Annotated in this window: 17 protein-coding genes and 1 other RNA gene; 8 read left to right on the plus strand and 10 right to left on the minus strand. The window is 36.0% G+C overall.

Features of this window, described 5'->3' with window-relative positions:
• The first annotated feature begins 92 nt into the window (after positions 1-92).
• The 3 genes from JOD45_RS05615 (at position 93) to JOD45_RS05625 (ending at position 2,176) form a co-directional block, all read left to right on the plus strand.
• The gene (locus JOD45_RS05615; RefSeq protein WP_205002891.1) at positions 93-428 is read left to right on the plus strand and encodes a DMT family transporter; all 336 of its coding nucleotides are present in this window, start codon (positions 93-95) and stop codon (positions 426-428) included.
• A 2-nt stretch (positions 429-430) separates the two neighbouring features.
• On the plus strand, positions 431-742 hold the full coding sequence (locus JOD45_RS05620; RefSeq protein WP_205002892.1) for a DMT family transporter: 312 nt from the start codon (positions 431-433) through the stop codon (positions 740-742).
• A 963-nt stretch (positions 743-1,705) separates the two neighbouring features.
• Entirely contained in the window at positions 1,706-2,176 is a 471-nt protein-coding gene (locus JOD45_RS05625) for a DoxX family membrane protein (RefSeq protein WP_205002893.1), read from the plus strand.
• Between the two features lie 58 nt (positions 2,177-2,234).
• Here JOD45_RS05625 and JOD45_RS05630 read toward each other — a convergent pair whose 3' ends face one another.
• Entirely contained in the window at positions 2,235-3,362 is a 1,128-nt protein-coding gene (locus JOD45_RS05630) for an AbrB family transcriptional regulator (RefSeq protein WP_239549103.1), read from the minus strand.
• A 310-nt stretch (positions 3,363-3,672) separates the two neighbouring features.
• On the opposite strand from JOD45_RS05630, the gene JOD45_RS05635 reads away from it, so the two are divergent.
• Entirely contained in the window at positions 3,673-3,813 is a 141-nt protein-coding gene (locus JOD45_RS05635) for a DUF3956 family protein (RefSeq protein ID WP_205002894.1), read from the plus strand.
• A gap of 337 nt (positions 3,814-4,150) precedes the next feature.
• On the opposite strand, the gene ytaF is transcribed toward JOD45_RS05635, so the two are convergent.
• Together ytaF and JOD45_RS05645 are read right to left on the minus strand one after the other, a co-directional pair.
• The gene (ytaF, locus tag JOD45_RS05640; RefSeq protein ID WP_205002895.1) at positions 4,151-4,750 is read right to left on the minus strand and encodes a sporulation membrane protein YtaF; all 600 of its coding nucleotides are present in this window, start codon (positions 4,748-4,750) and stop codon (positions 4,151-4,153) included.
• Between the two features lie 333 nt (positions 4,751-5,083).
• A complete protein-coding gene (locus tag JOD45_RS05645) occupies positions 5,084-5,368 on the minus strand; it encodes an AbrB/MazE/SpoVT family DNA-binding domain-containing protein (RefSeq protein WP_205002896.1) in 285 nt (94 codons plus the stop codon).
• A gap of 526 nt (positions 5,369-5,894) precedes the next feature.
• On the opposite strand from JOD45_RS05645, the gene JOD45_RS05650 reads away from it, so the two are divergent.
• On the plus strand, positions 5,895-6,254 hold the full coding sequence (locus JOD45_RS05650) for a DUF4064 domain-containing protein (RefSeq protein ID WP_205002897.1): 360 nt from the start codon (positions 5,895-5,897) through the stop codon (positions 6,252-6,254).
• 340 nt (positions 6,255-6,594) lie between these two features.
• Here JOD45_RS05650 and JOD45_RS05655 read toward each other — a convergent pair whose 3' ends face one another.
• Together JOD45_RS05655 and JOD45_RS05660 are read right to left on the minus strand one after the other, a co-directional pair.
• The gene (locus JOD45_RS05655) at positions 6,595-6,936 is read right to left on the minus strand and encodes a hypothetical protein (protein ID WP_205002898.1); all 342 of its coding nucleotides are present in this window, start codon (positions 6,934-6,936) and stop codon (positions 6,595-6,597) included.
• Between the two features lie 57 nt (positions 6,937-6,993).
• Positions 6,994-7,227, minus strand: a complete 234-nt coding sequence (locus tag JOD45_RS05660) for a hypothetical protein (RefSeq protein WP_205002899.1) — start codon at positions 7,225-7,227, stop codon at positions 6,994-6,996.
• A 249-nt stretch (positions 7,228-7,476) separates the two neighbouring features.
• Here JOD45_RS05660 and JOD45_RS05665 point away from each other — a divergent pair, with 249 nt between their 5' ends.
• Both JOD45_RS05665 and JOD45_RS05670 read left to right on the plus strand, forming a co-directional pair.
• Positions 7,477-7,830, plus strand: coding sequence for a hypothetical protein (locus JOD45_RS05665; RefSeq protein WP_205002900.1), 354 nt, complete (start codon positions 7,477-7,479; stop codon positions 7,828-7,830).
• 322 nt (positions 7,831-8,152) lie between these two features.
• Positions 8,153-8,692, plus strand: a complete 540-nt coding sequence (locus JOD45_RS05670) for a hypothetical protein (protein WP_205002901.1) — start codon at positions 8,153-8,155, stop codon at positions 8,690-8,692.
• 389 nt (positions 8,693-9,081) lie between these two features.
• Here the strand turns inward: JOD45_RS05670 and JOD45_RS05675 are convergent, their stop codons facing one another.
• Positions 9,082-9,576, minus strand: a complete 495-nt coding sequence (locus JOD45_RS05675) for a DinB family protein (protein ID WP_205002902.1) — start codon at positions 9,574-9,576, stop codon at positions 9,082-9,084.
• Positions 9,577-9,892: 316 nt separating this feature from the next.
• Between JOD45_RS05675 and JOD45_RS05680 the strand changes: the two genes are divergently transcribed.
• Positions 9,893-10,330: a GNAT family N-acetyltransferase gene (locus JOD45_RS05680; protein WP_205002903.1), complete on the plus strand. Its 438-nt coding sequence runs from the start codon at positions 9,893-9,895 to the stop codon at positions 10,328-10,330.
• Positions 10,331-10,793: 463 nt separating this feature from the next.
• On the opposite strand, the gene ssrA is transcribed toward JOD45_RS05680, so the two are convergent.
• The 4 genes from ssrA to treC all read right to left on the minus strand — a co-directional run bounded on the left by ssrA (position 10,794) and on the right by treC (position 14,318).
• Positions 10,794-11,151, minus strand: a transfer-messenger RNA (tmRNA) gene (gene ssrA / locus JOD45_RS05685).
• 118 nt (positions 11,152-11,269) lie between these two features.
• Positions 11,270-11,737, minus strand: a complete 468-nt coding sequence (gene smpB, locus JOD45_RS05690; protein ID WP_205002904.1) for an SsrA-binding protein SmpB — start codon at positions 11,735-11,737, stop codon at positions 11,270-11,272.
• Positions 11,738-11,852: 115 nt separating this feature from the next.
• Positions 11,853-12,572, minus strand: a complete 720-nt coding sequence (gene treR, locus JOD45_RS05695) for a trehalose operon repressor (protein WP_205002905.1) — start codon at positions 12,570-12,572, stop codon at positions 11,853-11,855.
• 54 nt (positions 12,573-12,626) lie between these two features.
• Entirely contained in the window at positions 12,627-14,318 is a 1,692-nt protein-coding gene (gene treC / locus JOD45_RS05700; RefSeq protein WP_205002906.1) for an alpha,alpha-phosphotrehalase, read from the minus strand.
• Between the last annotated feature and the right edge of the window lie 48 nt (positions 14,319-14,366).

Raw genomic sequence — 14,366 nt, forward strand, 5'->3', positions numbered from 1 at the left:
AAGAAACGAACATTTCTAACTATATTGATAATCACAAATCCAATTGTTATATTTTATGATGTGAGCAAATGAGTGGTAAAAGGGGTGGTCAAATGAGATTTTGGACAGGTCTGTCATTAGCTATTATATGTGAAGTTATTGGAGTGACCTTTTTAAACTATTCCCGCGGACTAACCGAATTATTTCCGACTCTAATTGCTTTCATATTTTATTTATCTTCGATTCTGTGTTATATGTGGAGCGCCCGGGGGAAAGAAGTGGGTGTGGTCGGTGCATTATTTGCTGGTCTTGGAACAGTCCTCGTTCTATTAATAGGTTTTTTCGCATTTGATGAAAAAGTGTCCATGCTAAAGTTAATAGGTATAGCCCTCATCATCATAGGTGTAGCAAGACTAAGCAAAAAATCTAAACGGAAAGGAGCGTTTTAGCCATGGGTGCGGTTTTCTTAATGGTGTCAACCATATGTGCTGTTGCCGGCCATATTTTTGTTAAAAAATCCGAAGATATGACAAGAAAAATGTACGCATTATTGGCCGTATGCGCCTTCTTGACAGCCATAACCTTATTGTCTATTGCTATAAAATACGTGAATATGGGCATCGCTTTTGCAATATGGTCGGGGCTGTCAATAGTGTTTAACAACTTGTTTAATATTATAATATATAAAGAAGAGTTTTCATTTCGCAAATTAAGAGGTATAGCTTATATTGTTATAGGCGTTGTTATATTAGAAGCATTTTAAATCCGTTAAATGCCAATATTAGGAAGCGTAATAGCCTAACCCATGCTTCGCACGTGTCAATACAGTTTAAGCTGTATTGACATTTATTATGTCATCGCCCAGTTGATCCGCCGATTATGACATAATCTTCTGTCAATTATCTCAATCGAATATATTATAAACATTAAAGTATAACCTTTCAAACCATCATACCAACAGGATAATCATTTATTGCTGATAGAATTACCCCTTAATCATATCTCATGTCTTAAAATCTGTCAATCATAAAAAATATTGGCCTTTGTATTGGACAACTCAGCAGCCAATCATATCGTCTGAACGGAACAGCGTACATCCTAACATCACATCGCAAGCTAAAGCAAACTGCCGAACATCACCCTAATGTCTATGAGTAACCTGACGTTAAAATTATTTTGCATATAAATGAACAAATAAGAATATAATAAAGATGTAAAGGGCTTTGAATATGAGTTCTTCTCGTATTACCTCCAATGAATTACCCTTGAGAAAATGCACTCAAGGGGATTTTTTATGCTCATCGTAGTTGATAAGAAATTTGAATAAATGCCCCAGTTCATGTGAAAACACAAGTAAAAAATGACATAGCTGATAAAGGTTTGGATAATTTTATTGCCTTGCTAAAATTATTGTCCATTATTTTTCTGGCTTCTTCCCCCGCAGACTTTATATACTTCCATAAACAAAAAATGATAATAGTTAATTGTTCTTGGCATTATACTTATTGTGATTAGAAAATCAAAAGCTTTCTGTTTTTTTCTCATCATTGTCCCTTATGCAGGGTGGGCTAAAACATACCAAAAAATGATGTCTTACTTTTTTTAAAGTGTATCTCACATCATCATGACAATTATAAATATGTTACCTTTTTGTCATATATTATCTTAAAATTCATGTTATGGTTGAAAGTAAGAAAAATGAAGTTACATTATACGGTGGTTTTGTATGGCTAAATTTTTATGGAAAAAGGCATATTTCTCGTATATATTAACGTTCTTACGCCTATACCTTGGATTGCAATGGATACAAGTTGGATGGAGAAATATTGCGGGAGATTTTGATATAACAGATTTCCTGGTATCAGCAGTAAAAAGAACTTCTGATGGCCATTCGTCTTTGCAAGTCATATGGGGAGATCTATTGCAAAGCTTCGCTATACCGCATATTGATCTATTCAATTTAGTATTGCCCTGGGTTGAATTTTTTATAGGAATTGGACTTATATTAGGATGCTTGACGTCCATTTTAGCCTTTATAGGGCTGATCATGAATTTAATGCATATGCTTTTTGCGGGGAGCGCACCTTTTCAAATGGTCTTGATTGAAATAATACTTCTTATAGCCCCTTATGTGAGAAAGCAAGCTTGTTTAATAAAAGGAACGGTAAAATTTATAAGGCAAACCGACAAGGGATAGCTGTCTTTTAGAGATTAAAAAACGATTCTCCTAAAAAATAAAGGAGAATCGTTTTTTGTTATGCGGCTTTTTGGCTTAGTTTTTGATTTATAAACTGAAGGAACCGGAACATTGGCGGCAATAAGACAAGTATGGTGACTAATCGCAAGACTTGCACAGCCACGACAAAAGCTGAATTGGCATGAAGCGTTAACGCGGTTGCTGCCATTTCGGCCACCCCTCCAGGTGCAAAAGCCAATATAGCTGTAACCAATGGAATCCCCGTCAAATCAGATATCCCAATCGAACATAAGAACATAGCGATAACCAGTCCCATAGAACTCAGCAAACCTACCAATACAACCTGTTTGGCTCCTTTGAACATTGTTCTGTTTAGCCGGGAACCGATGCTTGCTCCTATTAAAACCTGAGCTATAATCATTGTCCAATGCGGCCACCATGCTGATATATTCCCGCCGTTAATAAATGAACTGACAGCTTGTATTGCTCCGACTCCCAACATCCCCCCTACGAGCCACGGGGCCGGCAGTTTCAATCGTTTGCCAATGTAATGTCCTCCCCAAGCAGATACCGCCAATACAATTGTCCATAGGCCAGAGGCTAAATTTAAGGTTGAATGTGCACTCATTAAGCCTTGACCAGGACCCGCAGCTTGGCCAGAACCTGCATTCCAATACGAAGCCATCAAAGGGATCGCACTTACGACTATAATAATACGAGTGATCTGAACAATACTGACGACGACTGTACTGGCTCCCACTTCTTCAGCAATACTCGGCATCGCCGAAACGCCGCCGGGGGTTGTTGCAAAAAGACTCGTTAATAAATTAGAGTTCGTATAACGCCATAGAACAAACCCGGCCAGCAACGCAAATAAAATAGACAGAAAAAGCATCAAAACGATTGTAAGAAAGTTATTTTCAAAAGTATTAACAACAGATAAAGTCACCTGCTGCCCTAATGTTATTCCCAGCATCCATTGGCCTATATGCCTCCAATAAGGTTGAATCCCTTTTTGCTGTTTGATCAAAGCCCATCTAGGCCGCCAAAAAGAAAGCAGACCGGTGGCTGTCAGCGCACCCATCAGCCAGCCGATGGACAAACCAGTTAAAGAGAAAAGAAATCCTCCAAAACTACCTAATAGGATCAGCCAAATATTTTGAATCGTCGAATTGTCTTTAATCAATGCGTTTCACTCCTTTAGGTATTCGAACGGCTTAGTGCGTTCTAGTAAAATGACGGCAAGCCGGCACCTAAAGTTCATATACAGCCATATCCAATTATTATCTGGCTTGTTATCTTCAACCATACTAGTTTTATCAGATAGAAACCTGGTTCTGTATTTTAAAGAATAGATTTTTATTTATTGCCTATTAATAAAAGGCGTTTTAATAGATTAAATCATTGATTTTTGTCGTTTTCCTTACGTTAATCTATTCATAATCATAAAAAATTCATATTTTATTAGCGAGAATGATCGGAAGGGAGGGTTAGTGATGCAACAATGTGTTGTTGAAGTCAATGGACAATGGTTTTTACGAGTAACCCTTGACGGCATTACTATTAATTTAGAAATTACTGCTCAAGCAGCAGCCATCTTGCAAGCATTAGGCATCCCGTTATGTAACGCTGCATAGTGCACAAGTTTATATAAAATGCAGGCGTTCCTAAAAATGTGCTGTCCGCAATTATCACGAACAGCCTCCAAACCCATCATTCACCTTCAACTGACCGCGCCGAACGGATCAGAGCATTGCTGTTAACAGCAGCAATGCTCTCTTTTTTTCATATGCAACTATTTTTTTATAAGTTATGCTTTCGGGGTTTTTCCTTTCTTCTAACCATGGGCAAAGGGAAAGGAAGCCACACTCAATCGGATAACCGGATGTACCAGTAACACCTTTGACGCCCTTAAAGTAATGCCTCAATTCCAATCATAACATTGGGAATAGGATCTTTTTCATGGATTAAAGCTTAAACAATCATTTCATAAATGCCAATTAATATGAGTAATATGCCGGCTACCAAGCCAGAAAATTTGCCAAACCATGTGCTTGCTATTGTATATCCAAATTTAGAACCGCACCCGATAAATATCAGGGAAAATACCCCTGCCATTATTGTCGTCCATAAAGGGGACACACCTGTTGTTCCTGCGCCGATGCCAGTGGCTATATTATTCATTGCTAGCGCTATACCTAATGTAAATGATTCCTTCAGCGAAATCACATTATCTTTGTTAGCATCGCAAGCATAAGGATTTGGAATCGGCTTAATATCATCGTTATTTGAGCTTGCATTTTGCTTAGCGCACGGCAAACTTTTGATTATAGACCAAAGCCCAATACCAAGGAGAAGTGCAGCTCCAATCAAATTTGACATAAACCCTGAAATATAATGCGCAATCACCTCTCCCATTGTCATGGATAAATACGTCCCCAACATTGTAATCAACGCTACAATCAAATTAGACAAAATCGGTATTTTTGTAGATCTTATCCCAAATGCTATGCCGATGGCTAAGTTATCCAGATTGGAAGCAAATGCAATAATTAACACAGAAATCAAGTGCACTATGCTTTATCCCCCTTTTCTGAACCCTTTACCTTACCATATGTCACCGTTAAAAAATGGTTTCCGATAAGACATCCTTCCCATTTTATAATTTATTAAGAACGAATGATAAACAATTGATCAAAGCGTTTTATCATTTTCGGTAAGTTAATCCCGATTTTTTCAGAAGTCATTTATCCCCAAAATAAAAAACCCATATTCGGATAAATTTACCGATATGGGCAGACTTTCTCTGAAAATAATATTAAAAGTTAAGGTTATTATCAAAAACAACGATTTGCGTTTTAGTCATACAATAATAGGATTAAAAAATCCCATTGGCTTATCAGAGCCTTATTTCGTTACTAAAAGGTACTTTTTCAATTCCTCCATTAAAATTTTTGCCCCTTCTGGACTCAGGGTTAGCTTATTATTTCCAACACTTATATTTTCGTCCGAAATCTCTCCGGTTATTTGACAGGCATTTTGTGATGTATACTTTTTCAAAATAATTTTGTTATCATCAAGGAAAATTTCAATCGGGTCTTTCTCTTTTATGTCCAGTGTACGGCGCAATTCCTTTGGGATCACAATACGGCCTAATTCATCAATCTTTCTGACGATTCCTGTTGATTTCATTTTATCTTCTCCTCATAAATAAGTTTCAATCCTACGGTATTGCTTAATTTCCAATTGAAATATTGTTCTTTGAAAAATGAATATCCCTATTCTGAGACAATCGGAAAACCCATTTAGGGCTGGGACTAAAATAACTTCTAGTCATTCACATAAAAATGAGATTTAGTTGCCTTTTTTAATTAACATAGGTTATTTAATTTCCTATTCAACTGTTTTTGTACTTACATCAAACCGTAGGACTTGAAGTTTTTATAATAGCGTAACATAAATCCCCAAATAAGATATAATCATGGGTTATTTTACATATTTTTAATTGGCAACTCAGTCAATTTTCTCGGAAAATAGCATGAGTGAATAAGGCTGGCTGTGATTTTGAATTAAATATGAAGGATATCAGAACTAGAATTCAAGTTTTTTCCCGATAAAGTAAAAATTCATTCCAGGAAAAAAATCTTAAAAAAAGTATTGAGTTGATACTGATGGTAATGTAGTATAATATTGGGATTAAAGTAGGGGGGGAGTAAAATTGAAAAGAAATACGGAATTTACCTTATCACTCATTGCAACAATCTTTTTAACGATTGGATGGTTCTTTACAGCTATAATGTCATTTTTGTTAAGCTTTATGCCTGCAGATGCTGACGGTTTTGGATGGTTCGTATACTTATTAATCTGCACGATATTTTCAATTCCGCTTCTTGTTCTTATCTGGATTGCAACATTTAAAATCAGAAATAACAGCAAGGGCTGGGGCATTTTTATTCTAATTATGGGCGTCTTTTATACCTTTTCCATTTACTTTGTGCCTGGCATATTACTTTTAATCGCCGGCATTATGATGGTTGCTAAAAATGATAAAAGCAAGAGTATGAATCTATCAGCTTAGGGATTAGATAGACATAATCAAGGATTTTCTCATCAAACCAGTTATAGCTTATAATTTTTGTGCTGTATACATAGAGTTAAGAATGATAAAAGCCAATGCTCTGAAACACGCTAAGCCAAATACGTGGATTTTGTTCGTTAAGCAAAATTCACGTTTTTTTTTGCAATAACGGTACCGGGTGCTGGAATCTATAAACCGGTTCAATAAATCTTTCAAATCTAAAGCCTTTTCGTTGTAAGCCAAGATTGAAAACCCAAAAGTTAGATTGTTACACTAACTTTTGGGGTGCAGTACATATCAAAATGGGTACTGGGGGATTTTCTGATATTGATATTTACATTTACAAATCTAAAATCTTAGCAATGTTATTTTCGTACATCCCGTCTGAATAATATCCTAACAACACCTCTTCTACATGGGGCATTGGAATACTGTCCACGGGAAGACCTTTTATTTCAGCAACCTTTTCTCTGAATTCTCCCTTCGTCGGTATTTTTTTAGTTAACTGAATATGAATTAAATAGCGATCTAATTGATTCTTTTGCTCAGACGTATATCCATATTTAAGTAAAACTGAATCTCTTGTTCTAAAATGAGGATCCACATGTTCATATAATGATACTACGGCATTAGTCAATAACAACAATCGAGAATGTATTTCTTCTCTTTCTTTATCATTCATATTTTAGACCTCCTATTCTTTAAAATAACCATTTCATAACATATGTAAGCCATTATACTATTGCTTTGCATAGCTCCCCGCCTCTAATTTGTGTCCATTTTTCTCCATTTGAACAACAATCTCCTTATTATTTTTTTTGAAATTTCCATATAGCATGAGTGTATGCATTGGCGTAAACTCATAATCTGTAAATTCAACTTCTGAGTGTTCTTCCTTCATCATATATTTCTCCGCCACTTTTTCGGCTTGTGCTGCGATTTCCTTTTCCTCTTCATCGTGCTTATGTTTCAAATAGACACCTTCTATAACTTATTTTTCCCGTGTCCGTTTGGAAGTAGGGATTTTAGATTAAACCTATTTTATAAGAATATTTCCCGATCTTAGGTAGTTTAAAAACTTGAATATGAAAGTATCAAGAAGTCCATGAACCGTTTATTAATGCTTTGGTAAAAAAGGAAAATAATCGTTGAAATATTACGTTCGAAAAATCTATCAAAAATATCAAAATTAAAACACAATTGATTGAAAAAAGGGATTATTATGACGATAAAAAAGAAAAAAGGAATTATTGCTTCATTATTTAAAATTTTTACTTGTAATGACGTTTTTTATGATTCATTGGCTCATACTTCTCATGCTGCCATAGTAAAGGTCTTTAAATTTAAATCTGGAAATGTATTGGTTACTAAGGATACTTCATCAAAAAGATTGACGGGCCGCACTAATATTGTAATTATTAGTGGCTCTCATTTTATATATATTGCTGGACCAGCTCATTATCCAGCACGCCATACTATTGTTTGGTGGCTAAGCCATTACCCGCATACAAAAGTTATTCGTTATAAGTCTTACACATCTGTAAAAAAGGCTGCTAGTTATGCTTATAATCATTAATATAAAGAGCCATATAACCACCGTTCTTATCGGGTAACAATAAATTCTAAAGATAGAACATATCTTTATTGCTCAGAAATTGTTTTGCAATCATATTATTACAATGCTAAAAACATTTCTTAATTACCGTAAACACTGAATAAATTCCCTTTAATTTTTTCAATATTCACTTCTATTTCTAGTCCTTTCTACCTATTTACTTAAAACATCTTTCTTAATTTGTAAATATCGGAATTGGAGGTTTATTTATAAAAAAATAATTGCTGGTATTTACGTAATAGTTAAATTCCTTAAAAAAGAATTACAATGGGAGGCTTTTTTTATGAAGAAGTATAATATTTTTATTAAGAGTATTTTGGTGGTCGCTAGTTTCTTGTTAGTTTTCACTGTAGTATTTACACCTATATCTAAAGCGAAAACAGCTAATAAAGATGAAATGGCTAGTATCGACTATAATAAGAGAGTTAAACAATTTGAGGATGCTTTTAAATTTATCTATGGAGTCGCAGCAATAACTGATAAAAATGGAAATGTAATTGATTTTGATTTTGATAAAATCAGGGAAAAATATGGTGATTCAAAACCTCTTGATATGTTAGAAAAAGAAATTAACGATAATAAACAAACAACAGGTGCTATTCAACTTAGATCATATTGGGGATGTATGAAGTCATCACTCATTGATTTCTTTGGTGTGAATGCTGTTCAGGCTGCTATTAATGGTGGAATAGCTAACTATATAAGAAAACATGCCTTTAAGGAAGCAGCTAAATTAGCAGCGAAATATTTTGTTGGTACTAGCGTTGCTGGAATAATCACTACACTAACATATTATGGAACAAAATGTACTTTTACTAAGTAAGGAGGTTTAAAGTGACTCCTAGTAACAAATTATTGTTTAAATTACTTTTTATAATGTCGCCCATAATTTTTATGGTGATATTTTTGTTGTATAATTTATTCATTAACAACAATAATTTTTTATCAAGCATCATGAATGCTTTATCTATCGTGGCTATATATTACTTTTGCATTAGTTTATATTTTATATTTTTTAATATAAAAGATGATAAGACCAACAATATGTAATTTATCAGTAATAGAAGTAGCATAACGGATTAACTATCTTCTGGCAACAAGTGATGAATTACCTGTTTCAATAGCATCTATAGAGTTTTAAATTCTTGTGAGTATTCTTGTCGTTTCATATTGTTTGCCCCCTAGCAATTAAAATTATAAACAGTTCGATTATTAAAAAATAACAGGAGATCCTTTATTAAACTGGCACCTATGATTCGCTTCGTGTTCAATCAAATGGAAAACAACCCACTCAGGTGTGACGTCATAATGTTTAAGACCCCTTGGTTTACGCCAATCGGCAAGATCCATTGTGCGAAAGTGGGAAAGAAATACTTTCCGTACTGTATTAAGGCGGTGAAAATGCTCCTCCAAACTCTGACCTTCAATATGAGTTAATAAGCCATCATCTAAAAGAGCCTCAAACGGGAACAACGAGCGTATCTCAGTATCCCATTCAGAAACAAGAACTTCTTCATATAACCAATCTGCCTCGACCAATGCAATGTGATATAAAAGCGTGCCAATCGTTTGCCTTTCATCAATTTTTGTGTCAAGGATACTTTGGCTGGTTCGCGTTAATCTATTAATAAGTGTTTGGCGAACATCCTCTAAACACCATAGCCATCTACCAATTTCTTCTTCATATCCTGGTAACGACGACACCATTAAAGACTTTCTCTCAACATGATCACCTACTTTCCCATTTATAAACTAATATTCTATTATTAAATAGATATTTCCTTTTCCAATTAAACTACTTGATGAACTGATCGTAATGGATACATCCACAAGTTGCCCCCGGTAGCGTTTTTTTTTGTGCACGCTTCGGTCCCTGCACAAATAAAATGCCATTCCCTGCATTTTTGCCATAAACAATAATGAACTTACTTTGCCGCAATATTTTTTATCAAAAAAGTATATTCCATAAAGGATTTTTATTATGGTTCATGGAATTAAATACCATGATGAGGAGGGAAAACAAATGGCACTATCAACAGAAAATATTGTGGAATTAACAGAAGAGAATCAGTTTTTAGAAGCATTCCCAGTGGTAAATCAATTACGTACGGATTTAACTGAAGAAAGTTATATGGAATTTTTAACGCAGATGAGACAAAATGGTTATAAATTATTCGCTATTTATGGAGAAGAAGGCATTGCAGCAGTAGCAGGGGTTAGTTTACAGGTTAATTTTTATAATAAGAAGCATGCATTTGTATATGACCTTGTAACAGATGAGAAATATCGCTCCCAAGGGTATGGTTATAAATTATTAAGTTATATAGAGTCGTGGGCAAAATTAAATGGAGCTGAATTTGTGGCTATCGAATCAGGAATTCAGCGTAAAGATGCGCATAGATTTTATGAAAAAAAACTGAATTATAATAAATGGTGTTATTCATTTCGTAAGCCAATATAACCTCAAAGACCGATATAAATCAAAAAGTGTTTTATAGTGACATAAGACTTTTAATTAATCTACAATAAAATGAAATATTATATAGAGGAAAGGGAGTGGAGTTTTATGAAAGAAATTGAGGTTAGATTTAAACTAAAGGATAAAAATTATTTTAAGAAAGCCGCCCTCTTCCGCCCTCAAAATCATCACATCTTCTCATCCAGGTAAAATCATGTTAAAATGCATATACACGCAACTCCTATTCTTTTCTTGTTTCTCGTCAATTCAAGTGTAAAGGATTAAGGAGCTTGCGTGTATTTTTTTGTTTTAATTTTTCTCATACCCCAACAAATATTGTAGAGCCATAAAAAAAGACGCCTTATCAAAAGCGTCTGTTAAGATTCATTTTGTTGTTTTTTAATGCTTTGATAACAGTATATCGCAATTTTCACCACGAAACCTTAGTCCGTTGATATGTAAGGTTTGGTGGAGACGGTGGGAGTCGAACCCACGTCCAGAGATATCGTAATTTAAGCTTCTACGAGCGTAGTCGGTATATTAGACTTTCGCCTGCACGTCGGCCCACCGACAGGCTTCGATGCGGCTAGCCCGATTGTTCTCTTCCTTGACCCTCAGGCTGCGGGCTTCCGGCGTATCCCACTCAGAGTGAGTCCCTTACCCTACCACGTGGGCGATGGAGGGAGGAACCGCTCGCTGACTTACGCAGCTAGAGCGAAGTTGTTTTCTTTTTTGCCAGTTATTGGCTGTGGCATTTTTACGAGACTGCCAGCTCGGCTCGCAACTTAAACCCGACCTATCCCTGTCGAATCCGAAACGTCCCCTTAATGTAAAAGGTTGATGTTCCATAAGCGGTTCTTCTTGATGATAAGAAGACCGTAAAAGTCAGATCTAAGCTCACATAAAATATATTAACACACATCTAAAGCTTTGACAACCAGTTTACATTTTTTGTCGTTCACGGAAAGCTTTTTCAATTTCACGCTGCGCGGTCTTTTTCTTTAATGTTTCCCGCTTATCATAGTTCTTCTTACCTTTGGCAAGTCCTATGAGCACTTTTGCGTATCCGTTTTTAATGTACATTTTTAGAGGAATAATCGAATAGCCTGTTTCTTTGGATTTCCCCATCAGCTTACTGATTTCTTTCTTATGAAGCAAGAGCTTCCGGGTTCGAAGCGGATCATGGTTATATCGATTTCCTTGCTCATAAGGGCTGATGTGCATGTTATGAAGAAAGACTTCACCGTTTTCTACACGAGCAAAAGCATCTTTGAAATTGACTGACCCTTTGCGGACTGATTTAATTTCTGTTCCTTGTAAAACAATGCCTGCTTCAAATGTTTCTTCAATAAAATAGTCGTGGCTGGCACGGCGGTTTTGAGCAAGCACTCTTCCCTCACTTTTTGCCATGTCTTTCTCCTTTCTCTTCTTTTTACGTATTCATTATTATATACGGGCGTAAAATGCCAAGCAAGTGATTTGTTAGCATTGTAAAGGAATGGGCTGCCGCCAGCTGAAATTGAAACTAGCGGCGTTCCCGTCTTGCAAAATCAACAAATCTGAATTTATCGAGGCGGTGTCTGGATTCAGTATATTGTAAAAGACTGGCATCCTCTAAATAAACATAATTTTTAACCACAACAACATGCGTATAACCCTTAAGATCCAAGCAGGCTTTGTCTGCTGAGGATGCTTCTTCCACTGTAATTTCTTTTTTGGCAAAGCTGATAACTAGATTGAGGTCATTTTCAAAATAATTGTAGAGAGAATTCTCGCAACAATCTTTTGTGATGGTTGGAACGAACTGTTTTTTAATGTAATCTATATCTAAAATGATCTTCTCATCATCAATCTCTCTTGATCGCACCACTTTCCAGACTTCATCAGTTTTTTTCAGTTTTAATTGCTGCTGAATGTAGTGATTCGGTTTGACAAGGACAAGTTCGTGGACATTTGTCTTCCAGGGCTTCCCTGTTCTTGTTGCAAGTTCTTTAAAACTAACCAGCCCGGAGACCGGAAAATCATATTTTCCGACGTCTAAAACAATTGAGCCTTTGCCGCGCACCTTTTGAATATATCCGTTTTGTGATAAGAAATTAAGGGCTTTGCGAATCGTTTCCCGTGATGAGTCATAGCGGTCAGCCAGCTCATGTTCAGAAGGCAGGAGTTCTCCTGTCATATACTTTCCTTTTTGGATTTTATCAGCTAGGTCATTATAAATAGCCAGAAATTTATTTTCTCTCATTTTAATATCACCAAAAATATTGTAGCATGAATATTTTTTTAGCATCATTCTTTATCAGCAAGTATTTTTCACTAAATAAACAATGGATTCATAAGGCCTTAATTTTATTTTCGGACTGATATTTGGCGCGTCCGGATAATTGGCAATAAGTATGCTGCAAAGGGATTTTTCTATCTGCAAATCAGCCGGCATATGAAACAGTGTTTCCTCTTCGAAAAAATTATTTATAACTAAAAGCGCGTCGCCTTGCCGCCGTCTTAAATAAGCGTATATCCGGGGATGATCAGGATAAAGCAAGCGATAATCGCCATAAGTGACAATATCGTATTTTTTTCTAAGCTTAATTAATTTTTGGTAATGATAGAAAATGGAATCACGATCTTCTAAAGCGGCTTCTGCATTAATATCATGATAATTAGACGCCGGCTCAATCCAAGGCTGGACATTAGAAAAGCCCGCATATTCTTGATCATTCCATTGCATCGGCGTCCTGGAATTATCTCGAGATTTCTGCTTAAGAATATTTAAGATCTCTTCTTCCGGCTTCCCTTCTTGCTTTAAGATCTGATACATGTTCAAAGACTCGACATCACGGTATGAGTCAATGTTCGAAAAGTTCGGGTTTGTCATCCCAATTTCTTCACCTTGGTAAATATACGGCGTTCCTTGCAGCATATGCATGGCTGTGGCGAGCATTTTGGCTGAAACTTTCCAATAAGTCCCTTCATCACCGAATCGAGAAACAATCCTCGGCTGATCATGATTGCACCAAAACAAAGCGTTCCAGCCGCCCCCTTGATGCATTTTCATTTGCCATTCTGACAGAATGCGCTTTAAAGCGAGAAAATCAAAATCAGCTGCAACCCATTTCTCGCCATTCGGATAATCAACTTTTAAATGATGAAAATTGAACACCATATCCAATTCCCGCCGCTCTGGATTTGTATATTTAATGCATTCATCAATAGCTGTAGAAGACATTTCGCCGACAGTCATTAAATCGTCGTTTGAAAAAACTTCTCTGTTCATTTCCTGAAGAAATTCATGAATACGCGGACCATCTGTATAAAATTTTCTTCCATCCCCTAAGGCATCGATCCCATCGTCATTTGGAAATCGCTGGTCTTTAGAAATTAAATTAATCACATCCAGCCTAAATCCATCGACCCCATGATTCAGCCAATAACGCATCATGTCATAAACCTTCCCGCGTACAGCCTTGTTTTCCCAATTAAGGTCCGCCTGGCTGATATCATACAGATGAAGATAATATTGACTTGTTTTTTCATCAAATGCCCAGGCGGAGCCGCCAAATTTAGACTGCCAATTATTTGGTTCAGAACCGTCTGCCGCCGGGTCCTTCCAAATATAAAAATCACGATATGGGCTGTTCTTCGAGCTTCTGGCTGATTTAAACCATTCGTGTTCTGTCGATGTATGATTGACAACAATATCCAAAATAACTTTAATACCGCGATGATGCGCCTCAGTTAACAGCCTCTTAAAGTCTTTAAAACTTCCATACCGTTCATCTATATTAAAATAATCGCTGATATCATACCCGTTGTCCCGGCCTGGAGACTTATAAATCGGCGTTAGCCAGATAACATCCACACCAAGCTTTTTCAAATAATCAAGCTTCTCAATAATGCCTTGTATATCTCCAATGCCGTCACTGTTTGAATCATTAAAGCTTTTCGGATAAATTTGATAGACAACCGCCCTTTTCCACCATGGTTCATTCATACAATAATCACCTTTCTATTTCCAAGTCAGATCCCTAATGGATTTGAA

The organism is Scopulibacillus daqui (assembly GCF_016908855.1).
In the GTDB taxonomy this organism is placed as follows: domain Bacteria; phylum Bacillota; class Bacilli; order Bacillales; family Sporolactobacillaceae; genus Scopulibacillus_A; species Scopulibacillus_A daqui.